19 protein-coding genes and 1 tRNA gene are annotated in these 25977 nt (G+C 72.3%); 5 read left to right on the forward strand and 15 right to left on the reverse strand.

Annotation, left to right across the window (positions count from 1 at the left end; all coding sequences use genetic code 11):
* Positions 1-33 precede the first annotated feature (33 nt).
* Complete coding sequence (locus tag ACFY1T_RS32200; RefSeq protein WP_390791327.1) at positions 34-3315, forward strand: S41 family peptidase; 3282 nt, start codon at positions 34-36, stop codon at positions 3313-3315.
* A 100-nt stretch (positions 3316-3415) separates the two neighbouring features.
* On the opposite strand, the gene ACFY1T_RS32205 is transcribed toward ACFY1T_RS32200, so the two are convergent.
* The 4 genes from ACFY1T_RS32205 to ACFY1T_RS32220 form a co-directional block, all read right to left on the reverse strand.
* Positions 3416-3589 carry a hypothetical protein gene (locus ACFY1T_RS32205; protein WP_390791328.1) on the reverse strand — a complete coding sequence of 58 codons (174 nt, stop codon included), beginning with the start codon at positions 3587-3589 and terminating at the stop codon, positions 3416-3418.
* A gap of 76 nt (positions 3590-3665) precedes the next feature.
* Positions 3666-4559 carry an SDR family oxidoreductase gene (locus ACFY1T_RS32210; protein ID WP_390791329.1) on the reverse strand — a complete coding sequence of 298 codons (894 nt, stop codon included), beginning with the start codon at positions 4557-4559 and terminating at the stop codon, positions 3666-3668.
* Complete coding sequence (locus ACFY1T_RS32215) at positions 4556-5521, reverse strand: alpha/beta fold hydrolase (RefSeq protein ID WP_390791330.1); 966 nt, start codon at positions 5519-5521, stop codon at positions 4556-4558. Before ACFY1T_RS32215 ends, ACFY1T_RS32210 begins: the two co-directional genes overlap by 4 nt.
* Positions 5518-7044: a flavin-containing monooxygenase gene (locus ACFY1T_RS32220; RefSeq protein ID WP_390791400.1), complete on the reverse strand. Its 1527-nt coding sequence runs from the start codon at positions 7042-7044 to the stop codon at positions 5518-5520. Before ACFY1T_RS32220 ends, ACFY1T_RS32215 begins: the two co-directional genes overlap by 4 nt.
* Before the next feature lie 147 nt (positions 7045-7191).
* Between ACFY1T_RS32220 and ACFY1T_RS32225 the strand changes: the two genes are divergently transcribed.
* Complete coding sequence (locus ACFY1T_RS32225; protein ID WP_030865734.1) at positions 7192-7875, forward strand: MerR family transcriptional regulator; 684 nt, start codon at positions 7192-7194, stop codon at positions 7873-7875.
* On the opposite strand, the gene ACFY1T_RS32230 is transcribed toward ACFY1T_RS32225, so the two are convergent.
* Entirely contained in the window at positions 7857-8660 is an 804-nt protein-coding gene (locus ACFY1T_RS32230; protein WP_390791331.1) for an exodeoxyribonuclease III, read from the reverse strand. The two genes, ACFY1T_RS32225 and ACFY1T_RS32230, sit on opposite strands and share 19 nt — an antisense overlap.
* A 38-nt stretch (positions 8661-8698) precedes the next feature.
* Between ACFY1T_RS32230 and ACFY1T_RS32235 the strand changes: the two genes are divergently transcribed.
* On the forward strand, positions 8699-9193 hold the full coding sequence (locus ACFY1T_RS32235; protein WP_390791332.1) for a GNAT family N-acetyltransferase: 495 nt from the start codon (positions 8699-8701) through the stop codon (positions 9191-9193).
* Between the two features lie 54 nt (positions 9194-9247).
* Here the strand turns inward: ACFY1T_RS32235 and ACFY1T_RS32240 are convergent, their stop codons facing one another.
* The 9 genes from ACFY1T_RS32240 to galU form a co-directional block, all read right to left on the reverse strand.
* Positions 9248-10606 (reverse strand): CoA transferase, encoded by a 1359-nt coding sequence (locus ACFY1T_RS32240; RefSeq protein ID WP_390791333.1) that lies wholly within the window; start codon positions 10604-10606, stop codon positions 9248-9250.
* A gap of 92 nt (positions 10607-10698) precedes the next feature.
* Positions 10699-14694, reverse strand: a complete 3996-nt coding sequence (locus ACFY1T_RS32245) for a hypothetical protein (RefSeq protein ID WP_390791334.1) — start codon at positions 14692-14694, stop codon at positions 10699-10701.
* A 277-nt stretch (positions 14695-14971) separates the two neighbouring features.
* A tRNA-Ala gene (locus ACFY1T_RS32250) sits at positions 14972-15045 on the reverse strand.
* Positions 15046-15121: 76 nt separating this feature from the next.
* On the reverse strand, positions 15122-16171 hold the full coding sequence (locus ACFY1T_RS32255; RefSeq protein WP_390791335.1) for a hypothetical protein: 1050 nt from the start codon (positions 16169-16171) through the stop codon (positions 15122-15124).
* A gap of 154 nt (positions 16172-16325) precedes the next feature.
* On the reverse strand, positions 16326-16916 hold the full coding sequence (locus ACFY1T_RS32260) for a GNAT family N-acetyltransferase (protein ID WP_390791336.1): 591 nt from the start codon (positions 16914-16916) through the stop codon (positions 16326-16328).
* A 17-nt stretch (positions 16917-16933) separates the two neighbouring features.
* The gene (locus ACFY1T_RS32265; RefSeq protein WP_390791401.1) at positions 16934-17434 is read right to left on the reverse strand and encodes a molybdenum cofactor biosynthesis protein B; all 501 of its coding nucleotides are present in this window, start codon (positions 17432-17434) and stop codon (positions 16934-16936) included.
* 116 nt (positions 17435-17550) lie between these two features.
* Positions 17551-18063, reverse strand: coding sequence for a cyclic pyranopterin monophosphate synthase MoaC (gene moaC, locus ACFY1T_RS32270; protein ID WP_390791337.1), 513 nt, complete (start codon positions 18061-18063; stop codon positions 17551-17553).
* A gap of 74 nt (positions 18064-18137) precedes the next feature.
* A complete protein-coding gene (gene glp / locus ACFY1T_RS32275; RefSeq protein ID WP_051805594.1) occupies positions 18138-19478 on the reverse strand; it encodes a gephyrin-like molybdotransferase Glp in 1341 nt (446 codons plus the stop codon).
* Positions 19479-19482: 4 nt separating this feature from the next.
* Entirely contained in the window at positions 19483-20385 is a 903-nt protein-coding gene (gene galU / locus ACFY1T_RS32280; RefSeq protein WP_383514882.1) for a UTP--glucose-1-phosphate uridylyltransferase GalU, read from the reverse strand.
* Positions 20386-20481: 96 nt separating this feature from the next.
* Here galU and ACFY1T_RS32285 point away from each other — a divergent pair, with 96 nt between their 5' ends.
* A complete protein-coding gene (locus tag ACFY1T_RS32285; protein WP_390791338.1) occupies positions 20482-21096 on the forward strand; it encodes a 5-formyltetrahydrofolate cyclo-ligase in 615 nt (204 codons plus the stop codon).
* A gap of 6 nt (positions 21097-21102) precedes the next feature.
* On the opposite strand, the gene ACFY1T_RS32290 is transcribed toward ACFY1T_RS32285, so the two are convergent.
* Positions 21103-23964 (reverse strand): penicillin acylase family protein, encoded by a 2862-nt coding sequence (locus ACFY1T_RS32290; RefSeq protein ID WP_390791339.1) that lies wholly within the window; start codon positions 23962-23964, stop codon positions 21103-21105.
* Positions 23965-24253: 289 nt separating this feature from the next.
* On the opposite strand from ACFY1T_RS32290, the gene ACFY1T_RS32295 reads away from it, so the two are divergent.
* A complete protein-coding gene (locus tag ACFY1T_RS32295; protein WP_390791340.1) occupies positions 24254-25711 on the forward strand; it encodes a potassium/proton antiporter in 1458 nt (485 codons plus the stop codon).
* The last annotated feature ends 266 nt before the right edge of the window (positions 25712-25977 follow it).

The following is a 25977-nucleotide window of genomic DNA, read 5'->3' on the forward strand; positions in this document are numbered from 1 at the left end:
GCCAGGCCCCCCTGGCGCGGAAAGCATTGTGGGGTGAGTCACGACGGCGCGTACCTCCGCTTCCCGCACCTCCACGACGATCTGCTGTGCTTCGCGACCGAGGACGACCTCTGGGTCGCCCCGCTGGTCCCCCCGGGCGAGGCCCCCGGCCGGGCCTGGCGGATCACCGTCGACCGGACCAGGGTCGGCCACCCCCGGTTCTCCCCCGACGGCCGGAACATCGCCTTCACGAACTGGCGCAGCCTCGACCCCGAGATCCACCTCGCCCCGGTGGCCGGCGGCCCGGCCCGCCAGCTCACCTACTGGGGTGCCACCGACACCCGGGTCTGCGGCTGGACCCCGCCCGACAAGGACGGCCGCAGCGACATCCTCGCCGTCTCCTCGCACGGGCAGCCCTTCTCCTACTACGCCTGGGCCTACAGCGTGCCGACCGACGGCTCGCCCGGCGGCAAGCTCCCCTGGGGGCCGGTCTCCGACATCGCCGTCCACGAGGAGCCGGGGGGCGAGCGGCGCACCCTGCTGCTGACCGGCAAGCCCCCGCACGAGCCCGCCGCCTGGAAGCGCTACCGCGGCGGCGCCACCGGTCGGCTGTGGCTGCACGGCGAGCGGCTGATGGAGCACATCGAGGGCCACCTCGACGCCCCGATGTTCGTCGGCGGCCGGATCGCCTTCCTCTCCGACCACGAGGGCATCGGCAACCTGTACTCCTGCCTGCCCGACGGCACCGACCTGCGCCGCCACACCGACCACGAGGAGTTCTACGCCCGGCACGCCTCCAGCGACGGCTCGCGCGTCGTCTACCAGTGCGGCGGGGACCTCTGGCTCGTCGACTCCCTCGCCCCCGAGGCCGCCCCGCGCCGGCTCGACGTCCGCCTCGGCGGTCCCCGCGCCGGCCGCCGTACGTACCAGGTCCCGGCCTCCAGCCACGTCGACTCGCTCTCCGTCGACGCCACCGGCCGGGCCAGCGCCGTCGTCGTCCGCGGCAGCCTGTACTGGCTCACCCACCGCGACGGGCCCGCGCGGACCATCGCCGACACCCCGGGCGTACGGGTGCGGCTGCCCGAGATGCTCGGCAGCAGCGGGCAGGTCGCGTACGTGACGGACGCGGAGGGCGAGGACGCGATCGAGATCGCCTACCTCCCGCGGGCCTCCGGGGACCGGGAGCCGCGCCGGCTGGCCTCCGGCGAGCTGGGCCGCGTACTGGAGCTGCTCTCCGATCCGGACGGGGAACGGCTCGCGATCGCCTCCAACGACGGGCGGCTGCTGCTCATCGACGCGGGCGAGGAGTCCAACGGCGAGGTCACCGAGCTGATCCGGTCCATCAACGGACCCGTCACCGACCTGGCGTTCTCACCCGACGGGGCCTGGCTGACCTGGTCGCACCCGGGCATCGGGCGCTCGCTGCGCCAGATCAAGATGGCCCGGATCTCCGGCCCCGGGCCGCGCTCCGTCGTGGACGTCACCAACGGCCGCTTCGAGGACGAGAACCCGGTCTTCACCCGCGACGGCCGCTACCTGGCCTTCCTGTCCTGGCGCGGTTTCGACCCGGTGTACGACGTGCACACCGGCGACCTGTCCTTCCCGCTGGGCTGCCGCCCGTACCTGGTGCCGCTGTCCTCGGCGACCCCCTCGCCCTTCGCCTTCACCCCCGACGGACGCCCGGCGGCGGGCGGCCTCGACCCGGGCGACGGCGAGTCCACCGAGGGCGAGGGCGCCGTCATGGTGGAGGTGGAGGGGCTGGAGAGCCGCGTCACCCCGTTCCCGGTGACGGCGTCCAAGTACTCGGCGCTCTACCCGGTCAGCGGCGGCGGGCTGGTGTGGCTGCGCTGGCCGATCTCGGGCGCACTCGGCGAGACCTTCGCCAACCCGACCGACACCAGCGGCAAGCCCACCCTGGAGCACTTCGAGATCACCAAGGCGCGCAAGAGCGAACTGGCCTCCGGGCTGGACTGGTTCGCGGTCAGCGGCGACGGCACCCGGCTCGTCGTCTACGACGACGGCGACCTGCGCGCGGTCCCCTCGACCGAGTCCGGGGACGGCGACTCCACCGTCTACCTGGACCTGCGCCGCATCCTGCACGAGGTGGACCCGGCGGCCGAGTGGCGCCAGGCGTTCGAGGAGGCCGGGCGGCTGATCCGCGCGTACTTCTGGGAGCCGGACATGTGCAACATCGACTGGGACGGGGTGCTGCGCCAGTACCGCCCCCTGGTCGAACGGGTCGCCTCGCCCGACGAGTTCGCGGACCTGCTGCGCGAGGTGCTCGGCGAGCTCGGCACCTCGCACGCGTACGTCTCCCCCTCCCGCCGCAACGAGGGCCCGCCGCACTACCACCGCCCCATCGGTCTTCTCGGCGCCAACTTCGTGCCCCGCGAGGAGGGCTGGATGCTCGCCCGGATCCTGCCCGGCGAGTCCTCCGACTCCAAGGCCCGCTCCCCGCTCGCCGGCACCGGCATCCGGGAGGGGGCCGTGCTCACCCACATCGACGGGCGGCCGGTCGACCCGGTGGCCGGGCCCTATCCCCTGCTCGCGGCGGCCGGCGGCACCACGGTCGAGCTCACCTTCGTACCCCCCGAAGGCGAGGGGCGGGCCCGGCGGGTGGCGGTCGTGCCGCTGATCGACGAGCGTCCGCTGCGCTACCAGGACTGGGTGTCCAAGCGGCGCGCGGTGGTGCGGGAGCTCAGCGGCGGCAAGTGCGGCTACCTGCACATCCCCGACATGGGCGGCTCGGGCTGGGCGCAGTTCAACCGGGACCTGCGGATGGAGATGTCCCGGCCGGCGCTGATCGTGGACGTGCGCGGCAACGCGGGCGGGCACATCAGCGAGCTGGTGGTGGAGAAGCTGACCCGCTCGATCCTCGGCTGGGACCTGACGCGCAATGCCCAGCCGGTCAGTTACGCCTCCAACGCGCCCCGCGGTCCGATCGTCGCCCTGGCCGACGAGGCGACCTCGTCGGACGGGGACATGATCACGGCGGCCTTCAAGCTGCTCGGGCTCGGCCCGGTGGTGGGCCAGCGCACCTGGGGCGGGGTGGTCGGGATGACCGGCCGGCACACCCTGGGCGACGGCACGGTGATCACCGTGCCGATGAACGCCGCCTGGTTCCCGGAGTACGGCTGGTCGGTGGAGAACCACGGCGTGGAACCGGACCTGGCGATCCTGCGGACCCCGCTCGACTGGGCCGAGGGACGGCACGCGCAGCTGGACGACGCCGTGTTCCTGGCGGTGGAGCTGCTGGAGCAGGAGCCGGCCGCGGTGCCGCCCGGGTACGCGGACGTACCGGACCTGAAGCGTCCGAAGCTGCCGCCGCGGCCGTAGGGCGGGGACGCACCGCGGCCGTGGGGCGGGAACGCACGGAGAAGGGGCGCGGCCTGTGCACCCGCACGGGCCGCGCCCCTTCCGCCACGAACTCCGGGCGTCAGAAGTCCCAGTTGTCGTCGAGCTCGTCGTGGACCTTTTCCTTCTTCTTCTTGGCCGGGTCGGAGGCGTGCGCGGCGCGCTCGGACGTTTCGTCCTTCGCGCCCTGCCGGGCCGCCCTGGCCTTGTCCTCGAGCTCTTGCGCCTTGTCCTGGAACTGGTCCTTGATGCCCATGCTGTTCACTCCTGGAGGGGTGTAGGGGACCGGGCTGCGACCAGATTTGCACGAGGGGACAAAGCTCGCATTTCGATCAATGACGCTCCGTGCCCAGCGCCCGCTCCTTCTCGTCGGCGGCGCCTCCGGCGCCCACCAGCCCCCGGGAGACGCTCGTCAGCCTGGGCTCGAAGCGCTTCATCTCCCGCTGCCCGACCGTCGCGATAATCCCGGGCAGGTAGCCGCGCACGCCCTGCATCCCGCGCAGCCACCACTGGGCGTACACGTGCGGCGAGCGCCGCTCGATGCCCGCGACGATCCGGTCCACGGCCGGGCCCAGCGGGTACGTGCGGTTCGACGGCCACGGCAGCCGCTGCCGCAGCTCCCGCATGACCTCGTCCTGGTCGGCGCCGCGCACCATGTCCGTGTCGGTCCAGGAGAGGTAGCCGACCCCGACCTTGACCCCCTTGTGGCCGACCTCGGCGCGCAGGCAGTGCGCGAAGGCCTCGACGCCGGACTTGGAGGCGCAGTACGCGCTCATCATCGGCGCCGGCGTGATCGCGGCGAGCGAGGCGATCTGGAGGAAGTAGCCGCGGCTCTCGGCCAGTACGGGGAGGAAGGCGCGGGCGGTGACGGCGCCGCCGATCAGGTTCACCTCGATCACCCGGCGCCAGGCCTCGGGATCGGATTCGGCGAACGGCCCGCCGGCGGCCACACCCGCGTTGGCGACGACGATGTCGACCTTGCCGAAGCGCTGCTTGACCTCCTGCGCGACGCGGGCCATGGCCTCGTGGTCGGTGACGTCGGCGTGCCAGTGCCCGCTGTCGGTGTGCAGCCGCTCGGAGACCTCCTTGAGGGCCTCCGGCTCCAGGCCCACCAGTGCCACCTTCGCGCCGCGCGCGGACAGCTTGCGGGCGAGGAGCTCGCCGACCCCGCGTGCCGCGCCGGTGACGACGGCGACCTGGCCTTCCAGACTCCTGCTCGCGCTCACGGCGTCTTCTCCTTCAGGTTCTTCGACTGCTTCGGGTGCTTCGGTTGCTTCGGGTCCTTCGGGTGCTTCACGTGGACGGTCAGCTCGCGTACGGCGTCGGTGACGGCCTCGGGAGCCTCGATCGGGGTCATGTGCCCCATGCCGGTCAGCTCGGTCAGCCCCACGCAGTGCGGCAGCGCCGCGGCCAGTCCGCGGGCGTGCACGATCGGGGTGAGCCGGTCGTTCTTGCCGCCGATCACGGCGGTGGGCACGGTGAGTTCCGCGAGGTTCGCCTCCAGGTCCAGCCCGGCCAGCACCTCGGACCAGGCGTGCCGGACGCCGGTGGGGCAGGCGTGGACGATACGGGCGCAGGCCTCGACCTTGTCGGGCGCGGACCCGGGGCCCATGGTGGCGTACTTCAGCACCCGTTTGGCAACCGGCGTGACGGGCCCGAGGGGGGCGCGCGCCCCGAGGACCGCGCCGGTGATACGGGTCCGTACGCGCCCCGGGCGCAGGGGCACGACCAGCGCCTCCGCGACCAGCCGGGCGCTGCCGGTGCTGCACAGCAGCGCGGCGGCGGTGTGCTCGGCGAACTCCGGCCGCCCCGCGGCCGCCATGATCGTCATGCCGCCCATGGAGTGCCCGGCGACGACCGCCCGCTCCCCGGGGGCCAGGGCGGCCCCGAGGACCGCCACGAGGTCGTCGGCGAGGGCGTCGGTGCCGTAGCGGGAGGCGGCGGGGCTGCGCCCGTGCCCGCGCTGGTCGTACGCGATGACCCGGTGGTCCCGGGCGAGCTCGCGGATCTGCGCGGCCCAGAAGGCGGTGGAGCAGGTCCAGCCGTGCGCCAGCACCACGGCCGGCGCTCCCTCGTCCCCGTGCTCCTCCACGTGCAGCCGGGCCCCGTCGGCGGAGACCGCGACGAGCTCCCGCCGGGCCGCGGGCGGGGCGTACCGCCCCGAGGTGACGTACGCGGGCCGGCTCACGCGGCTCCCTCCGTGCTTTCGGCGCCGGCGGGGACCCGTTCGGCCCCGGCCTCGCGGAGCCGGACGACCTCGTACTCGGACAGGTCCACGCTCCGCGTCTCCTTCCGGAACTCGCCGGTCGTGCCCGGCCAGACCGTCGTGTTGCGGCCCTGCGCGTCCAGGTACCAGCTGGTGCAGCCGCCCGTGTTCCACACGGTCCGCTCCATGCGGGTCTGGACCTGCCGGTTCCACTGGTTCACGGCCGATGGCCGGGCCGCGAGCGCGACCCGCCCGCCCAGTACGTTCAGCTGGCGCAGGTAGTCCGCCATGTAGTTCAGCTGCGACTCGATCATGAGGATCATCGAGCTGTTGCCGAGCCCCGTGTTCGGCCCGATGACCGTCATCCAGTTCGGGAACCCGGCCGCCGTCGCCCCGCGCAGCGACTGCATCCCGTCCTTCCAGTGGTCCGCGAGGGTCCGGCCCTCCGCGCCCACCACCCGGTCCGCGATCGGCATGTCCGTGACGTGGAAGCCGGTGCCGAAGACGATCGCGTCGACCTCGGTCTCCGTCCCGTCGGCGGCGACCAGCACCGAGCCCCGGATCTCCTTGAGCCCGGAGGCGACCAGGTCGACATTGGGGCGGGCCAGCGCCGGGTAGTACTCGCTGGAGAGCAGGATCCGCTTGCAGCCGATCCGGTACGAGGGCGTCAGCTTGGCCAGCAGCGCCGGGTCCTTGATCGAACGCGCCATGTTGGCCTTGGCCAGCGATTCGATGAGTCCGAGCTGGTTCGGCCGCTTGGTGAAGGCGCTGACCTGGAGCTCCCGGATCCCCCAGAGCAGCCCCCGGCGGGCCGCCCGGGTGAACGGCAGCTGGCGGTGCAGCCAGCGCTCCGCGCCGGTGATGGCGCGGTCGGTGCGCGGCATCACCCACGGCGGGGTCCGCTGGAACAGCGTGAGCCGCTGCACGTCGGGGGCGATGGCCGGCACGATCTGGATGGCCGAGGCGCCGGTGCCGATCATGGCGACGCGCTTGCCGCGCAGGTCGTAGTCGTGGTCCCAGCGCGCGGAGTGGAAGACCTTGCCGGGGAACTCGGCGAGCCCCGGGATCTGCGGCATCTTCGGGTCGGACAGCGGCCCGGTCGCGGACACGACGACGTCGGCGGTGAGCTCGCCGGCCGAGGTCTCGATCTCCCAGCGCAGCCGGTCGGCGTCCCAGCGCGCCATCCGGACCTCGGAGTTCAGCCGCAGGTGCGGCCGGAGCCCGAAGGTGTCGGCGACGTGCTCCAGGTACGCGCGGATGGCCGGCTGCCCCGAGAAGGTCCGCGGCCAGTCGGGATTGGGCGCGAAGGAGAAGGAATAGAGATGGGAGGGTACGTCGCAGGCGCACCCGGGATAGCTGTTGTCCCGCCAGGTCCCGCCCACGGAATCGGCCCGTTCCAGGATGACGAAGTCCGTGATCCCCTCGCGCCGCAGCCGTACGGCCGCGCCCAGTCCGCCGAACCCGGACCCGATCACCGCCACTCGTACGTGCTCGCGCCCGCCCATGCCACCGCTCATGCCCGCCGCCTTCCGCAGCCCCACAGCGCAACACTGCCAGCAATCACTGGCACAATCGGAGACTAGAGCAGCTCCGTACTCATGGGTAGAGGTCACGCCCGGAAAGTTACTGTCGGTACGCCATAGGCTGCGCCTGTGGAAGACACGGAAGCGGGGACGACAGTGCGTGAATACCGTACGGAGGAACTGGCCGAGGCGGCCGGCATCCCCGTCCGCACCCTGCGCTTCTACCGCGAGCGCAAGCTCCTCCCGCCGCCCCGCCGCGAAGGCCGGATCGCCTGGTACGACGAGCACCACCTGGCCCGGCTGCGCACCATCGCCGCCCTGCTGGAGCGCGGCCACACCCTCGGCGGCATCGCCGAGCTGACCGCCGCCTTCGAGAACGGGCGCGACGTCGGCCAGCTCGGCGAACTGCTCGGCATCGGCTGGTCCGAGGAGACCCCGGTACGGCTGACGCCCGAGGCCCTCGCCGACTACTTCGAGGGCGAGGTCACCCCGGAGAACCTGGCGGCCTCCCTCGACCTCGGCTACCTCGCCACCGACGGCGACGCGATCGTGCACGTCAGCCGCCGCCTGCTGGACGTCTCCTCGGCACTGGTCCGCGAAGGCGTCCCGCTCGCGGCGGTGCTGGAGACCGGCCGCCGGGTGCGCGAGCACGCGGACGCGATGGCGGCCCTGTTCACGGAGCTGATCTCCGCCCATCTGACGGAGGAGGCGCTGCCGCGGCTGCGCCCCCTCGCGAAGAGCGTGGTGGAGGCGGAGCTCACCATGGCGATGGACCGCCTCCTGGCCTCGGGGGCTCAGGACCCCAGTTCGTAGACCACCGTCACGGGCGCGTGGTCGGACCAGCGCTCCGGGTGCGTCTCGGCCCGCTCGACGAACGCCTTCACGGCCTTGGCGGCCAGCCCCGGGGTCGCGACCTGGAGGTCGATGCGCCACCCGGCGTCGTTGTCGAAGGCCCGCCCGCGGTAGGACCACCAGGAGTACGGTCCCTCGGCGTCGGGGTGCAGGCTCCGTACGACGTCCACGTACCCGGCGGTGCCGTAGACCTCCCCGAGCCACTCCCGCTCCTCGGGCAGGAAGCCGGCGTTCTTGCGGTTGGTCTTCCAGTTCTTGAGGTCGACCTCGTTGTGGCAGATGTTCCAGTCACCGCAGACGACGACCTCGCGCCCGTCGGCGGCGGCGCGCGCCTTCAGCGCCTCCAGGTAGGGCAGGAACTCCGCCATGAACCGGTACTTCTCGTCCTGCTTCTCGGTCCCGGCCTCGCCGGAGGGCAGGTAGAGGCTGGCGACGGTGACGCCCGGAAGATCCACCTCCAGGTAGCGCCCGCTCGTGTCGAACTCCGCGCTCCCGAAACCCACCTGCACCCGGTCGGGCTCGCGGCGCGTGTAGAGCGCGACCCCGGCACGACCCTTGGCGGCGGCCGGCGCGAACACGGTGTGCCAGCCGTCGGGCCTGCGGACCTCCTCCGGGATCTGCCCCTCCTCGGCCCGCACCTCCTGCAGGCAGACCACGTCGGCGTCCGACCCGGCCAGCCACGGGGAGAAGCCCTTCTTGGCGGCTGCGCGGATCCCATTCACATTCACGGAGGTCACAGTGAGCATCCCCGCACGATAACGGGAGCGTTCCGTACGATGTTCCGATGTCTCACGGGATAGAGCTCCGGATCGTGCCGTACGACCACCCGGACGCGCTCAAACTCAACGACCAGGTCCAGCTCCGGTACCAGGTGCTCTACGGCGGTGAGGGCGATGTCACACCCCTCGACCCGGCGATGTTCGCCCCGCCGAAGGGCCTGTACCTGCTGGCGTACGACGCCGCGGGCGCACCCGTGGCCAGCGGCGGCTGGCGCAGCCAGGACGAGAACGACGAGGGCTACTCGGACGGCGACGCCGAGCTCAAGCGCATGTACGTGATCCCCGAGGCCCGGGGCCTGGGCCTGGCCCGGCGCATCCTGGCCGAACTGGAGGCCGACGCCCGCGCCGCGGGCCGCACCCGCATGGTCCTGGAGACGGGAGACCGGCAACCGGAGGCGATATCCCTCTACTTCTCCTCGGGCTACGCCCTCTCCGCGAAGTTCGGCCACTACCGCGACTACGAATCGAGCCGCTGCATGGCCAAACCGCTCCTCCCCTGACGCGCCCCCCGCACCGCTGCGCGGGCTCCGGGCCGCCGCTGCGGCCCGGCGGGGCTACCGCGGGAGCCACTGCGCCCGGTCCGTCCCCCACCGGGACGGACCCCGCCCCCACTGCCCGAAGGGCAGCGGCGACCCCGCGTACCGCAGCACCCCGTACCCCGAGTCCGCCTCCCGCAGCCACGGCTCCGCCGCGTACGCCCGCCCCGGGGGAGCGGCGGGGGCCTCCGCCGGAACCTCCCGTACGAGCCACGACGCCGTCCCCGCCAGCGAGAACCGCAAAGACCGCCCGCCCCCCGCGGCCAGCGCCCTCAGCACGCCCGCCGCCGCCAGGTACCCGGTCCCGTGATCCAGCGCCTGCGCCGGCAGCACCCCCGGCGCCCCCGAGGCCCCGTCCCCGTACGCCGCGGCCACCCCGTACCCCGCCTGCACCAGCGAGTCGAACCCCCGCCGCCCCGCCCACGGCCCCTGCCACCCCCACGCGCACAGCTGCGCCACCACCAGCCCCGGCCGCCGCTCCAGCAGCTCGTCCGCGCCGAGCCCGTACCGCTCCAGCGCCCCCGGCCGGTACCCGGTCACCACCACGTCGGCCCCGGCCAGCAGCCCCTCGAAGACGGCCCGCTCCCCCGCGTCCGCGAGGTCCAGCAGCGCCGACCGCTTCCCGAACCCGGTGTCCGCGTACGCGTCGTCCGACTCCGGCAGCCGCGGCGGGTCGATCCGCAGCACGTCCGCCCCCAGCAGCCCGAGCGTCCGCGTCGCCACCGGCCCCGCGATGACCCGGGTCAGGTCCAGCACCCGCACCCCGGCCGCGGGCAGCGAGGGGAGCGCCCCCGGCCCGAGCGCCCGGCCCGCGCTCCCCGCGCCCCCGAACTCCCCCACCTCCACCAGCGGCTGCGGATCCCCGTACCCGCCCGCGACGGCGACCGCCAGACCGCCCTCCCCGTACACCAGCTCCTGCACCTCGACGGCTCCGCGCCCCGCCACCGCGTCCCGCAGCGCCTCGGGCGTCGCGGACGGCAGTCCCAACGCCCGCACCAGGGCGGCCCGGTGATGCGGGTAGTTGGCGTGCGTCCGCACCCATCCGTCCGCCGCCCGCCAGAACCCGGACAGCGGCGCGAAGGTCACCGGCTCGCGTCCCCCGACCCGCAGGTGCCGCTCGCTGACGAACGCGGTGGCCACGGCCCCCTCGTCCACCACCAGCGGCTCCACGTCGTCCGCCGAGCCCCCGGCCCGTACGGCGGCCAGCTCCGCGGCGGCCAGCGCGCACACGCCGACGGTGGCCCGCGCCAGTTCCCGTACCGGCAGCGGCCCTTCCCCCAGCCCGCTCACACCCCGGTAGCCGACCCGCCCCACCAGCTCGTCCGCCCCGCCCAGTGCGCCCCAGGCCTGCCGCGTCCCACCGTCGAAGATCGCCATGGGTCCATTCTGCGAGCAGTCCGCGCAAACGGAAGATCCCGCCCGACCGGTGCGATCGGACGGGATCTCCCGTCAGGCGGTGCCGATCCGGGTCAGGAAGTGAAGAACCCGTTCAGGTCGGCGATCACGTCGGCGGAACCGGTGTTGTTGTAGAAGGTCACCCGACCGTCCACGACCGGGACCACGACCAGGTTGGAAACGGTCTGTCCGGCCGTGAAGTTGAGGTTCGACACGTTGGGACGCGCGACCCCGTGCGGCTGGACGATGAGGTGACCGTCCTGGGTCGGGTTGGTGACGGTCACGTTCAGCACGACCGCGGTCACCCCGGTCAGCGGCACGCCCTCGACCCCGGCGGCCTTGAGGCTGACGACGCCGCCCTGGCCGACCGCCCCGGCGCGGGCGCCGGTGCCGGTACGGGTGTCGAGCAGCCGCACCGGGGAACCGGCCGAGAACGTCGACCCGTTCGCCGAGTAGTAGCCCGTGACGTCGGCGATCAGGTCCACCGAGCCCGAGTTGTTGCGCAGGTCGACCTTGCCGTTGACGACCGGAACGGTCACCAGGTTGGGGACGACCTGCCCGGCGGTGAAGTTGAGGTTCGACACCCCCGGGGCCGCCTGCCCGTTCGGGTAGACGGTCACGTGCCCGGCCTCGGTCGGGTCGACGGCGGTCACGTTCATGACCACCGCGGTCACCCCGCTCGCCGGGACGCCCTTCACACCGGCCACCTGGAGGGTCACGACCCCACCGGAACCGACCCGGGCCTTGTTGGCCCCGGTGCCGTCACGCGTGTCCAGGAACCGTGACGGCGTGATCGGCGTGAATGCCGAGCCCGTCGCGGCCTTGTCGGTGAAGTACCCGGTCACGTCCGCGATCAGGTCCACCGAACCGGCGTTGTTGCGCAGGTCCACCTTGCCGTTCACGACCGGCACCGTCACCAGGTTGGGAACGATCTGCCCGGCCGAGAAGTTGAGGTTCGACACCGCGGGCTTCGGCTGCCCGCTCGGGTAGACCATCACGTGCCCGGCCTCGGTCGGGTTGACGGCGGTCACGTTCATGACCACCGCGGTCACCCCGCTCGCCGGGACGCCCTTCACACCGGCCACCTGGAGGGTGACCACACCACCCGGACCGACCCGGGCCTTCGTCGCCCCGGTGCCGTCGCGCGTGTCCAGGAACCGAGAGGGCGTGATCGGCACGAACCGGCTCTTCGCCGCGGTCGCGGCCGCCGTCACCGTGTACGCCTTCGGCAGGTAGCCCGGAGAGGGCACTCCGGGAGTGGACACGTAGCCGTCGCGCACCACGTCGTAGGTGCCCGGCTCCAGCCCGTTGGTGTCGACCAGCACATCGAGGGCGGTGCCGTCGGCGTTCACGGAGAGCACCTTCATGACCGGCCTCGGATCGCCCCCGACGTCACTGCGCACCAGATGGATCTTGCTGTCCAGGGTGAGCCCCGTCCCGCGGACGACGGCGTGGGTCTGCGTCCCGGCGGCGCCGGTCGCGGGGCTGATCGACGCGGGCAGGGCCCCCGGCTGCGGGCGGACGCACTCGGAGTCGCACAGTCCCTGCATGCTGAACTCCACGGGCGTGGCACTGCGAGCGGCACTCAGCAGGAGAACGGCCCGGCCGGCCTCGGCGTTCCCGAGGGTCAGGCACCGGGCACCGAACACGCCCCACGACTGGTTGCACTGGAACTCGGAGCCCGTACTCGTCCACTGAGCGGCGCCGTGCAGGCTCAGCGACGGGTTCTCGCTGGTGGCCGTGCTGGTGGTGCCGGCGACCTTGAACGCCTGATCGGGCTTCACGTCGACCACGGCGCAGTAGCCCGCCGAGGACTCGGAGAGCACCCCGCTCCGCGCCGGGAAGCCGTTGACCGAGACGGGGTGGGCGGTGCACTCGGGCGCCCAGCCGGCCGCCGTGCCCACCCTCCAGGTGTCCACGTCGGCGTGGATCGGCTTGTCCGTGTAGCCGGAGGCCAGCACGACCGCGAGGTACGAGGTCGAACCGGTGACCCGGCAGGAGACGCCCCACTGGCGGCAGACGTACTTGCCGTCGGCGTCGACCGCCATCATCAGGGTGGAGGGCTCGTAGCGCGGGTCCCCGAGCGACCGGGAACTCAGCCAGATCTTGTCCGTGGCCGCTGCGGTGACCCGGACGCAGCGGGCGTCGAGCGCGGAGGTCAGGTCGAGCGGGGTCGACTTGCCGCCGACGGCGGTCGAGGACGGCGTGAGGCACTTCGCGGTCGCCGAGACGTCCCGGCGCACCAGCTTGTACGTGTCCGGCTGCCAGCCGGACAGGATCAGCATCGCCGTGTGCGGGACGCCGGCCGCGAGAGCGCACACGGTCGTGGACGAACCGGCCGTGGAACAGACCGTGGTACCGGCGGGGTCGACCACCTGGACCGACGCGTTCACCTTGTTGTTCAGGTTGGCGTAGTCGAGCATCTCCGCGGTGGAGTGCCGGTCCGCCGCGATGGCCAGGCAGCGCATCGGGTCGGCCGGGGTCTGCGAGACCTCGGCGCCCCAGGTGCCGTCGAAGCCCGTCTGCTGCCAGGTGGTGCAGCCCGCGGTCTCCCCGGTCCGGTGGATGACCAGCCCGTACGCCTGGGACGGCGTGCCGCTGAGCACCGCGCGGAACGGCGCGGTACCGGTCAGCTTGCAGACGGCGTAGGCGCGGGCGTCGTCCTCGCACTGCTTGGCGCCGGAGGCGTCGTAGACCACGACGGTGGCGTCGGTGCCCTCGGCGGGCGGCCGGTTGAGCAGGTAGACGCCCTTGCCGGTGGCGGTCGGCAGCGTCAGGCACAGCCTCTGCCCGGCTCCGCCGAACGTGCCCGTGGCCGGGCCGGCGACCAGCCCGTTGTCGTGGGTCGCGGTGCAGCCCCGGGCCTCCTTGGTGGAGAGGAAGGCCATCCCGAAGGCGCCGGCGTCGGCGCTGCGGGGGTCGGCCACCCAGCTGTGGTCACCGGGGGGCAGGTCGCAGGCGCCCTGCGCGCAGCCGGCCACCGGTGCACCGTCGGCCGCGAACAGCCCGCCGTAGGGGGCGGAACCGGCGGAGACCGGCTCGAAGGAGTACGCGCCTGCCTGCGACACCCGCAGGGTGCGGCAGCGCGCCGTGGAGCTCAGGTCCGGGGAGACCCCGAACGCCTGCGGCTCCACCACGGTGCAGCCCTCGGGCCTGGAGAGCCGGGCCACCGTGAGGTCGTAGGTCTCGGCCGCCCCGGAGAACTGCAGCACCGACATCCGGTACGGCGCGGTGCCCGTGAGCTTGCAGTCGAGCGCCTCGCCCTCGTGGTCCCGGGAGGAGCAGATCTGCGCGCCGGTGGCGTCGTAGACGCTCTGGGTGACCCGGTAGGTGGAGGCGTAGCCGCGCAGTACGTCGTTCGCGGCCAGGTCCAGCGTGTAGCATTCGCCCGCCGAGCCGGCGGGCGGTGCACCGTGGAACACGGTCGGCGCACCGAGCTTGCGGTCGGCGGCGCCCACCGCCTTGCAGGAGGTGGAGGAGAGCAGCGGGACGTACGACACCGAGATGTCGTTCTGCGAACCGCTGTTGCTCCAGACCTGCAGGGTGTACGCGCCCGCCTTGGCGGTGGCGCAGCGCTGGGCCCCGTACCCGAAGCTGCTGCCGAAGGCGGGCTCACAGGTCACCGCGGCGCCGTCCGGCCCCACGAGCTTGGAGTAGACGGACCCCTGGGCAGAGACGGCTTGGAGCAGCACCAGGTCCTTCTGCTGCGGGAGGGTGAGCGCGAACGACGCGGTCTTGTTCGGCTCCACCGTGCAGTTGACGGTCGTGTGCGGCGCGAGCGCCGCCGGGCAGTCCCCGGCGACACCGCTCTGGCGCAGCGCCCGCACGGCGGCCTCGTGGTCGGCCTTCGGGTCCGCCTTCGGCGGCGCCTTGGGCCCGGCCGGGGCCGGCGCGGCCGGCTCGGACTGCGGTGAGGCGGCGGCCACGGGCGGCGCGGCGGCCGCGAACGCGGATCCGGTCTGGCCGGTGAACGCGGTCAGTGCGGCGAGCAGCAGGGCGCCGGAGGCAATCGCTCCGCGGCCTCTCCCCCGTCTTTCCCGCACTCTTCTGCCGATCGGCAGCAAAGTCATGAATCCCCCAGGTCAAACGGCCCGACCCGGATGACCATCACACGGGTTGCGGGCAGCCGGAATCTAACCACCGCCCACACGAGGAACCCAAGGGGATTAACGGACCCGGGAAGCAGGCGCTGGTGGTGGTCCACCCGTTGGGGCATCACGGTCCGGCCGGCACGTGCCGGTTGCCACGGGCGGCCGTCGACGTGACCAAACGCCGAAATCCCGCCCGGTCTTCCGACCGGACGGGATTTCATGACGTTCTCGGGAGCTACCCGCGAACTGTCGTTTGTGGACCTGTGGGGATTTGAACCCCAGACCCCCTCGATGCGAACGAGGTGCGCTACCAGACTGCGCCACAGGCCCTTGCGACGTGTGAAACATTAGCATCCCCGCGCTGGTGCTCCAAAACCGATACCGGGGAGCGTCCGCGCAGGTCCGGTCACTCGTTCGCGGCGCGGGGGCGGTCGTCGCTCTCGTACTGATCGAACAGCGGCGTGCGGCCGCGGCCCTGTCCGCGCGGGCGGGCGTTCGGGTGGCCCTTCTGCTCCGGCATCTGGTCCGCTTTCTGGTCCGTCTTCGCCTCGGGCTTCGCGGCCGGCGAGGGCTGGGCGCGCAGTCGGGGGTCGGTCGGCTCGGCCGTGCTGGAGCGGGTCGCGCTCCAGGCGTCCGGGGTCACCGGGCCGGTGGCGCGCGGGGCGACCGGGGCCGTCACGTACGTCGGCAGCGGGACCGGGACCGGCTCCCAGCTGTCACCGCGGGCGGGGCCGCGTTCGCGCTCGCGCTGCTGGTCCACCCACTCCGCGTGGTCGGTCTGCTCGACCAGCGCGCGCCGTCCGGCCTCCTGCGGGGAGACCGGTGGCGCGGGGTCCGGTTCGGATCCGGCGGCCGCCTCGGGCTCGCGGCGGCGCGGGCGGTTCTCGCGCAGCTGCCGGGCGGCGGCTTCCGCGCGCCGCCGGTCCATCGTGAACTCGTAGCGGCGCCGCTCCTGGACCCGCAGGTGCACGATGTACGCGCTCAGCAGCAGGGCCGGCACGGCGGGCGCCCAGAGGTAGCCCAGGCCGCCGACCGCGGCGACGATCGCGCCGAGCGTGAAGACCAGGAAGAGGAGCGCGGTGGTACGCCGGCGACGCGCGAGCACCTGGAGGCGCTGCTCGCGCCGGTGCCGCTCCGCCACGGCCGACCTCGGCTCCGCCCTGGTCGGGGGTACGGCGACGGCCCGGGCGTCGGCGTCCACGGAATTCACCGTTTCCGTCGCGGCGTCCGGGTCCGCGCGGTGCTCGGGACCGGCCTCCTGGTCGCCGCGTTCACGCAGCCCCTTGGCGTAACGGCGCTCCATTCCCGCCCGGCCGGAAAGCAGCCGAATGGCAGTGGAGAAGCGTTCCGTCGGACGGGCTTCGTTCAGCTCGTCCTGCCTCCGGAGCCACATGGGCACCAAGTAGGCGGCCCAGGCCCCGACAATGACTGCGTAGATGAGGCCGCTGCTGCTCACACCTCACACCGTAGAGGGGCGCGGCCGGGCGGATCCGCCAATTGGGCCGGTGTGTCGCGCGAACCGGCTGATATCACGGACTTTTTTTGTGATTCTTCGGATCAGGTTATGGGCGAATCGGCCGCGACCCCCATTAATTCGAACAGTTATTCGTTTATGCGCGAGCGCGGTGCCAGCGGCGCAGCAGTCCCTCCGGGACCTCCTCCGCCGTCAGCGCGTACACGAGGTGGTCGCGCCACGCGCCGTCGATGTGGAGGTAGCGCGGCCGCAGACCCTCCTCGCGGAAGCCCAGCTTCTCCACGACCCGCCGGCTCGGCCCGTTCTCCGGGCGGATGCAGACCTCGATCCGGTGCAGCCCGACCTTCGTGAAGCAGTGGTCCACGGCGAGCGCGACGGCCGTCGGCATCACGCCCCGGCCCGCCACCTCGCGGTCCACCCAGTAGCCGACGTGGCCCGCGCACATCGAGCCCCAGGTGATCCCGGCGACCGTCAGCTGGCCGACGAGGCGACCCCGGTACTCGATGACGAACGGCAGCATCCGCCCCGCGTTCGCCTCGGCCCGCAGATGGCGGACCATCTGGCGGTACGTCGGCCGGTGGATCACCGGCCCCCAGGGCGCGGGCGGCGGAATCGTCGCCTCCCACGGCCGGAGCCAGTCGCGGTTGCGCCGGTTGACCTCGCGCCACGCGTTCTGGTCCCGCAGTTTTATCGGCCGGAGCGTGACGTCGCCGTCGCCGAGCACCACCGGCCAGGTGGGTCCGTTCAGCTCGCGCTCCCGGAGGGCTCCGCCGGTCTGGGGTGGTCGCCGCCCCGGATCTGGTCCACGGCGTGCGGCAGGATCCGGGCCAGGACGGCCAGTCCGTCGCGCACCCCGCCCGTCGAACCCGGCAGGTTCACGATCAGGGTGTGCCCGGCCACTCCCGCCAGCCCCCGGGAGAGGGCCGCGGTCGCCACCTTCGCCAGGCCCTCGGCGCGGATGGCCTGCGGGATGCCGGGGACCTCGTAGTCCAGCACCCGCGCCGTGGCGTCCGGGGTGCGGTCGGTCGGCGAGATGCCCGTGCCGCCGGTGGTCAGGATGACGTCGTACCCGGCGGCCACCCCCTCGCGCAGCGCCTGCTCGACCGGGTCCCCGTCGGGCACGACCCGCGGGCCGTCCACCGCGAAGCCGAGCTTCTCCAGCCCCTCGGCCAGCAGCGGCCCGCCCCGGTCGGCGTACACGCCCGCCGAGGCGCGGTTCGAGGCGGTGACCACGAGCCCGCGCAGGGCGCGCCCGGATTCCGGGGGCGCCCCCGCCGCGTCCGGCCCGGCCGCCCGGGCGGCCGCGGACGAACCGGCGGCCGCGCTCACGCGGCTGAAGGCGTCGCCGCCGCGCGGGGCGTTCACGCGCGGCTCCAGTCGCCGGACTTGCCGCCGGTCTTCTCCTCCACCCGGACGTCCGTGATGACGGCGCCCTTGTCGACGGCCTTCACCATGTCGATCACGGTGAGGCCGGCGACGGCCACGGCCGTCAGCGCCTCCATCTCGACTCCCGTACGGTCGGTCGTCTTGACGGTGGCGAGGATCTCGACGGCGTCGTCGGCGACCGACAGGTCCACCTTCACCCCGGACACCGCGAGCGGGTGGCAGAGCGGGATCAGGTCGGGGGTCTTCTTCGCGCCCATGATCCCGGCGATCCGCGCGGTGGCGAGGGCGTCGCCCTTGGGCACGCCCTCGCCGCGCAGCAGCTCGATCACCCGCGCGGAGACGAGCACGCGCCCGCTGGCCCGTGCCGTCCGCGTCGTGACGTCCTTCTCCGAGACGTCCACCATCCGGGCCGCGCCGGCCTCGTCGATGTGCGTCAGCCTGCTGTGCTCAGGGGGTCCGGGGGTCGCCCCCCGGGAAAACGCTGCCATAGGTTCGTGCCGCTCCCGCTCCGGGCCCCGCAAGGGCCTGTGTGGTGCAACACGCTACCCGCACCGGCCGTACTTCAGCCGAGCAGGACCACTTCGAGCTCGGCCCCCGGCTCCACCGAGGTGACGTCCTCCGGTACGACCATCAGGGAGTCGGCGTGGGCCAGTGCCGCGATCAGGTGGGAGCCCGATCCGCCGACCGGGCTGACCGTGCCGCTCTGCGCGTCGTACTTGCCGCGCAGGAACTGGCGGCGGCCGGCCGGGGAGCCCAGCGCCTTGTCGGCTTCCAGGACGGCCCGCACGCTGGGCCGGCTGACGTCCGCCAGGCCCATGAGCGCGCGGATCGCGGGACGCACGAACAGTTCGAAGGAGACGTACGAGGACACCGGGTTGCCGGGCAGGGCCAGCAGGGGGGTGTGGTCGGGGCCGATCGTGCCGAAGCCCTGCGGTTTGCCGGGCTGCATGGCGAGCTTGCGGAAGTCCATCCGCCCGCCGTCGGCCTCTTCGTCCGCCGTGCCCACCGAGGTCAGCGCCTCCTTGACCACGTCGTACGCGCCGACGCTCACCCCGCCCGTCGTGACCAGCAGGTCCGCCCGGATCAGCTGGTCCTCGATGGTGGAGCGCAGGGTGTCGGCGTCGTCGGCCACGGCCCCGACCCGGTAGGCGATCGCCCCGGCGTCGCGCGCGGCCGCGGCCAGCGCGAAGCTGTTCGAGTCGTAGATCGTCCCCGCGGCCAGCGATTCGCCCGGCTGGACCAGCTCGCTGCCGGTGGAGAGTACGACCACGCGCGGGCGCGGCCGCACCCGTACGGTGCCCCGCCCGATGGCGGCGAGCAGCGCGATCTGCGGCGGCCCGAGCACGGTGCCCGCGGCCAGCGCGAGGTCCCCGGCCTGGACGTCGCTGCCGCGCGCGCGGACGTGGGCCCGCGCCTCGGCGGCCCGGTGCACCCGCACTTCGCCGCCGGCGCCCTCGGGGGCCGCGCTGGCCGGGGTCATGCCGGCGGCCGCGCCGCCGCCGCTGCCGCCGTCGGTCCACTCGACCGGCACGACGGCTTCCGCGCCCGGCGGCAGCGGGGCGCCGGTCATGATGCGGGCGGCCTGCCCGGGGCCGACGGTGGGCAGCTCTCCGCTGCCCGCCGCCACGTCCCCGATCACCGTCAGCACCGCGGGGAACTCCTCGCTCGCACCCTGGACATCGGCCGTCCGGACGGCGTAGCCGTCCATGGAGCTGTTGTCGAAGGGCGGGAGCGCGACGGGCACGGTGACGTCCTCGACCAGGACACAGCCCTGGGCGTCGAGCAGCTGGAGCTCGATGGGCTCCAGCGGCCGGATCGCGGCGAGGACGTCCGCGAGGTGCTCGTCGACCGACCACAGACGCTGGGCGGCGTGGCCGGTGTCCTGCGGTGCGCGGCTGCTCAAGGTGCTACATCTCCTCCGTGACGTAACGGTGAAGCCAGGTGCGGAACTCCGGGCCCAGGTCCTCACGCTCGCACGCGAGGCGGACGATGGCCCGCAGGTAGTCCCCGCGGTCCCCGGTGTCGTAGCGGCGGCCCCGGAAGACCACGCCGTGCACCGGGCCGCCCACGCTCTCGTCGGCGGCCAGCTTCTGCAGGCCGTCGGTGAGCTGGATCTCCCCGCCGCGGCCCGGCTCGGTCTCCCGCAGTATGTCGAAGATCGCGGGGTGGAGGACGTACCTTCCGATGACCGCGTAATTGCTGGGCGCGTCCGCCGGGTCGGGCTTCTCGACGAGCCCGGTGATGCGGACGACGTCCTCCTCGTCGGTGGCCTCGACGGCGGCGCAGCCGTAGAGGTGGACGTTGGCGGGGTCGACCTCCATGAGCGCGATGACCGTGCCGCCGGTGCGGGCGTGGACGTCGGTCATCTGGCGCAGCAGCGGGTCGCGCGGGTCGATCAGGTCGTCGCCGAGGAGGACGGCGAAGGGCTCGTCGCCGACGTGCGGCTCGGCGCACAGGACGGCGTGGCCGAGGCCCCGCGGGTCGCCCTGGCGGACGTAGTGCATGGTGGCCAGGTCGCTGGACTCCTGGACCTTCTTCAGGCGGTCGTCGTCGCCCTTGGCGATGAGGGCCGATTCCAGCTCGTAGTTGCGGTCGAAGTGGTCTTCGAGCGCACGCTTGTTACGTCCTGTGATCATGAGGACGTCGTCGAGGCCGGCCGACACGGCCTCCTCGACCACGTACTGGATGGCCGGCTTGTCCACGACCGGGAGCATTTCCTTGGGCGTCGCCTTCGTCGCCGGAAGGAAGCGGGTACCGAGACCTGCGGCCGGGATCACGGCCTTCTTGATCACAGGGTGCAACTGAGTCATGGGCAGAACGATAGTGGGTCACGCGGACCGCTCCGGGCTTGATTCCGGTAAATAGATCCGACATTGCCCCGATTTGAAAGGAATTCAGAGTCAGCTGTGGTAGAGAAACCGCCGAACCCGTCCGAAAAGGCCGCGCTGCGCCGGGAGATCCTCGCCGCCCGCCGGGCCCTGCCCCCCGAATTCCTTCCCACGTCGGCCCGCGCGCTCTCCCGCTCCGCCTGTGAACTGCCCGAGCTGGCCGATGCCCGGACGGTGGCGGCGTACGTCTCCGTCGGCTCCGAACCCGGCACCCGCGATCTGCTGGACGCCCTGCGCGCGGCCGGGAAGCGGGTGCTGCTCCCCGTCCTGCTGCCCGACAACGACCTCGACTGGGCCGCGTACGAAGGCCCCGGCAGCCTCGCCGAGGCCGCGCACCCCGGGAAGATGCGCCTGCTGGAGCCGGCCGGGCCGCGGCTCGGGCCGGACGCGGTCACCGCCGCCGACGCCGTCCTGCTGCCCGGGCTGGCCGTGGACGGGCGCGGCATGCGCCTGGGGCGCGGCGGGGGCTCGTACGACCGGGTGCTGGCGCGCCTGGCGCATGCCGGGGCGCACCCCGCGCTGGTCGTGCTCCTCTACGACGAAGAGGTGGTCGCGCGGGTCCCGGAGGAACCGCACGACCACCCCGTCCAGGCGGTGGCCACCCCGTCGGGGGTGGTCAGGTTCACGGCCTGAGGGCCGTCACGGCTTGAGCGTGAGGGTCTCCGTGGTCGCCTTGTCCACGGCCTCCTTGCCGAAGGGCCAGTCCAGCAGCTCGCCCTTGGCCCACATCGTCGTCTGGTCCGTGTAGTTGTCGTGGTACGCGTGGCCCGAGGCGCCGGTCAGGTTGATCCAGCGCGACTTGTCCAGGTCGTTGAGGTTCACGACCATGCGCATCGACGGGACCCAGGTGACCCCGTACCCGCTGGAGGCGTTCCAGCCGGTCGCGTTCACGGTGGCCTCGCCGCCGCCCAGGTTCCACGGGCCGCGGTTGAGGAGCCACTGCATGAAGCCGGGGCCGCCGGTGCCGATGGTCTGGTTCTTCAAGGTCAGCTGGTGCAGGCGGCCCCAGCTCCAGGTGGACTGGTCCTTGCCGAGCTTGGCGGTCAGCTCCCAGCGGGCGTCCTTCATGGCCCGCGCGAACAGCTGGTCGCGGGTGGTGGTCGCCGGCTGGTTGCGGGCGGCGGGCGTCTGCCACCAGGCCGACTTCTCGTCCTTGACCAGGCGGCGCACCACCTCGAACCAGCGGTCGCCGCCGTCCGGCTGCGCCGAGTCGGCGTCGCGCGCACCGCACTCGCGCACCGTCTTGGCGAGGTCGTCGACCGGACCGCTGCTCTCCTCCTGGACGTTCATGCAGCTGCCCTCGATCCGCAGCTCCTTCGGCATCTTGTCGCCGAAGGACAGCTTGAGGATGTTGCGCCAGACCGCGTTGAAGTACGCGGCCGCCGCCGAGTCGGGCTCCTGCGTGTAGTTCCAGCCCTCCAGCAGCTTCTGCGCGGAGCGCACGTCCGGGTCCGAGACCTCGATCTTGGCCAGCATCGGGGTCAGCAGCGCGGCGATCTCGCTGCTGTTGTCCATCTGCATGGTGCGCATGTCGTCGGTGGAGATCTTGCCGTTGTCCTTGACCTTCGCCTCGATGAGGTCGTTGATCCGCTGGCTGCGGGCGCCGTAGCCCCAGTCGGTGGTCAGGACGTACGGGTACTTGCCCGCGCCGGTACCGCTCTCCACGACCGCCTGGTTGGCGGTGACGATGTAGCCGCGCGCCGGGTTGTAGTCGTACGGCATCTCGTCCTGCGGGATGTAGCCCGCGTTGCCGTCCTTGCCGCCCTTCCAGGCGTACTTGGAGTCCCAGCCCGGGGCCGGCATGCGGCCGTCGCCGGCGCCGCGGATCGGGATGCGGCCCGGGGCCTGGTAGCCGATGTTGCCGGAGGGGCCCTTGTTGTCGGCGTAGATCAGGTTCTGCGAGGGGACCTCGAAGTCGCGGGCGGCGGCGCGGAAGCCCGCGAAGTCCTTGGCCCGGTCGAGGCTGAAGACCGCGTCCATCGACTTGCCGGGGTCCAGGGCGGTCCAGCGCAGGGCGACGGCGTAGCCGTTGCCGCGGTCGGGGGCCGAGCTGGAGACGGGGGCGCGGCTGCCGACCGTGCCGAGCTCGTCGCTGCGGTCGGAGATCAGCGGGCCGTTGTTGGTCGTGCGGACGGTGATCTTCTTGCTCTTGCCGCCCGCGATCTTGATGACCTCTTCACGGGTCGTGAAGGGGACCACCTTGTTGTCGTAGACGTAGCCCTCGGGCTTGACCTGCTCCAGGTAGAGGTCGGTCACGTCGGCGCCGAGGTTGGTCATGCCCCAGGCGATGTCGGCGTTGTGGCCGATGACCACGCCGGGCATGCCGGAGAAGGTGTAGCCGGCGACGTCGTACTTGCACTGGTTGGAGACCGTGCGGCAGTGCAGGCCCATCTGGTACCAGACCGAGGGCAGCTGCGGGGACAGGTGCGGGTCGTTCGCGAGCAGCGGCTTGCCGGTGGTCGTGTACTGGCCGGAGACGACCCAGGAGTTCGAGCCGATGCCGCTGCCGTTGGGGCCGAGGATCGCCGGGACCTTGTCCAGGGTCTTGGCGAGGGAGGTCAGCGAGTTGCGCAGGCCCACGGTGGCGCCCTGGGCGGTGGTGTCGTCCGCGAGGCCGGTGGGCGTGGACGGCGAACCGCCGGTCGAGACCTGCGAACCGTTGACCGAGGCCTGGGAGCCGCTGGTGCTGCCGCCGGAGCCCTTGTTGGAGCCCGTGCCGGGGGAGCCCGCGGCCGCGCCCTGGGGGGCGTACTTCCCGCTCTCGATCTTGCCGGCGTCGACGATCGGCTTGTTGCGGTCGAAGGGGTACGGCGGGTAGAGCTCGTCGATCTGCGCCTGCGTGAGCTTGTTGGACATCAGCGCGCGGTCGATCTCGTCCTGCATGTTGCCGCGCAGGTCCCAGGCCATCGCCTTGAGCCAGGCCACCGAGTCCACGGGCGTCCACTGCTCGGGCTGGTAGTCGTCGCTGAGCTTGAGGGTGGCGTGCTCGACGGAGAGGTCCTTGCCGGACTTCCCCTTCAGGTACGCGTTGACCCCGTCGGCGTAGGCCTGCAGGTACTTCTTCGTCTCGGCCGACAGCTTCGTGTCGTACTCGGCCTGCGCGACCTGGCGCCAGCCGAGCGTGCGCAGGAAGGCGTCGGTCTCGACCTGGTCGGGCCCGAACATCTCGGAGAGCCGGCCGGAGGTCATGTGGCGGCGGACGTCCATCTCCCAGAAGCGGTCCTGGGCGTGGACGAAGCCCTGCGCGCGGAAGAGGTCGTCGTCGTTGTCGGCGTAGAGCTGGGGAATGCCGTGGGAGTCGCGCTTGACCTCGACGGTCCCGGTCAGGCCGGGGACCTTGAGGGTGCCGGTGGCCTGGGGGAACGAGGCACGGACGTTGTCCATGCTCCAGTACGTCCCGTACCCGAAGCCCGACAGGAGCGCCAGGACCAGCACGAGCACGATCAGACGGGCGCGTCGTCCCCTCTTCTTGGCGGGAGGAGCGGTTTCGTTGGCGGGCATCGCTGTCCTTAGAGGGGCAGGGTGGTCCTGGGAGTGCTGGGAGCAACCATAGGCGCAGGACCGGGTGCGTTGATCCGCCAGGGGTCGAGGTGACGAGGACAGGGCCTGACAGGCGTTTCACAATGTGGGTATCGCGTAAAGGGCGCGTCAAATATTAGGTAAGGTAACGAAGTACCTGCCGATCTTGCCGGACTTGTCGCCTGGAGGAACGTTCCGCCGGGCAACTTGAGGAAAGGGCCGCCCGCTGACCGTCCACACGCTCAATGAGCTCCTGCTGGTCTGCTCGCTCGTGCTGCTCGTCGCCGTCGCGGCGGTGCGCATCTCTTCACGCAGCGGCCTTCCCAGCCTGCTCATCTACCTCGGCATAGGCATAGCGATAGGCCAGGACGGCATAGGCAACGTCGTATTCGACAATGCCGAGCTGACACAGGTCATCGGCTACGCCGCGCTCGTCGTGATCCTCGCCGAGGGTGGTCTGGGCACCAAGTGGAAACAGATCAAACCGGCCCTGCCGGCCGCGATCGTACTGTCACTGGTCGGCGTCGCCATCAGCGTCGGCGTCACGGCCGCGGGCGCGCACTACCTGGTCGGGCTGGACTGGCGGCAGGCCCTGCTGATCGGCGCCGTCGTCTCCTCGACCGACGCCGCGGCCGTCTTCTCCGTCCTGCGCAAGGTCCCGCTGCCCTCCCGGATCACGGGTGTGCTGGAGGCCGAGTCGGGCTTCAACGACGCCCCCGTGGTCATCCTGGTCGTCGCCTTCGCGACCGTCGGCCCCGTGGACCAGTGGTACGTCCTGATCGGCAAGATCGCCCTCGAGCTGCTGATCGGCGTCGCCATCGGCCTGTCCGTCGGCTTCCTGGGGGCGTACGGCCTGCGGCACGTGGCCCTGCCCGCCTCCGGCCTCTACCCGATCGCCGTGATGGCGATCGCGGTGTCGGCGTACGCGGCCGGCGCGATCGCGCACGGCTCCGGCTTCCTCGCCGTCTACCTGGCCGCCATGGTCCTCGGCAACGCGAAGCTCCCGCACTGGCCGGCGACCCGGGGGTTCGCGGACGGGCTCGGCTGGATCGCCCAGATCGGCATGTTCGTCCTGCTCGGGCTCCTGGTCACCCCGCACGAGCTGGCCCAGGACTTCTGGCCGGCCGTGGTCATCGGGCTGGTGCTGACCATGGTCGCGCGGCCGCTGGAGGTCTTCGTCAGCCTGCTGCCGTTCCGGCTGCCCTGGCAGGAGCAGGCCCTCATGTCGTGGGCGGGGCTGCGCGGCGCCGTGCCCATCATCCTGGCGACCATCCCGATGGTGACCGGGATCGAGGGCAGCGACCGCGTCTTCAACATCGTCTTCGTGCTGGTCGTCGTCTACACCCTGGTCCAGGGCCCGACCCTGCCCTGGCTCGCGCGCAAGCTGGAGCTCGGCGACTCCGACGCCGGCGCCGCCGACCTGGGGATCGAGTCGGCGCCGCTGGAGAAGCTGCGCGGACACCTGCTGTCCTTCGCCATTCCGGAGGCCTCGCGGATGCACGGCGTCGAGGTGAGCGAGCTGCGGCTGCCGCCGGGGGCTTCGGTCACGCTGGTGGTCCGGGACTCGAAGAGCTTCGTACCGCTGCCGTCCACGGTGCTGCGGCGCGGGGACGAGCTGCTGGTGGTGGCCACGGATCCGGTACGGGACGCGGCGGAGGCCCGGCTGCGGGCGGTGGCACGGGGCGGCAAGCTGGCCGGATGGCTGGGGACGGGCTCGAACGGGGGCTGACCGGGGCTGACCGGGGCTGACCGGGGCCGGCGGGGGCCGACACGGCCCGGATCTGACTTCAACAGAGCGTTAGAGCGTCGTTCTAATTCTATGTTTTCGGGGTTTCCGGGCCGTTTCACCCCGCTTTCATGGGCCACGGAATGCGAACTTCCAGTTAATCGCAGGTGAAGACACCGCATGTCGCCGGAATCACAGGACACACACCGGGTCTGCCTGTACGATTAAGGCACACCACATCGAACCAACTCTGCCTGACGCAGAGCTGG

The sequence above is a fragment of the Streptomyces sp. NPDC001194 genome, from assembly GCF_042896985.1.
Taxonomy (GTDB): domain Bacteria; phylum Actinomycetota; class Actinomycetes; order Streptomycetales; family Streptomycetaceae; genus Streptomyces.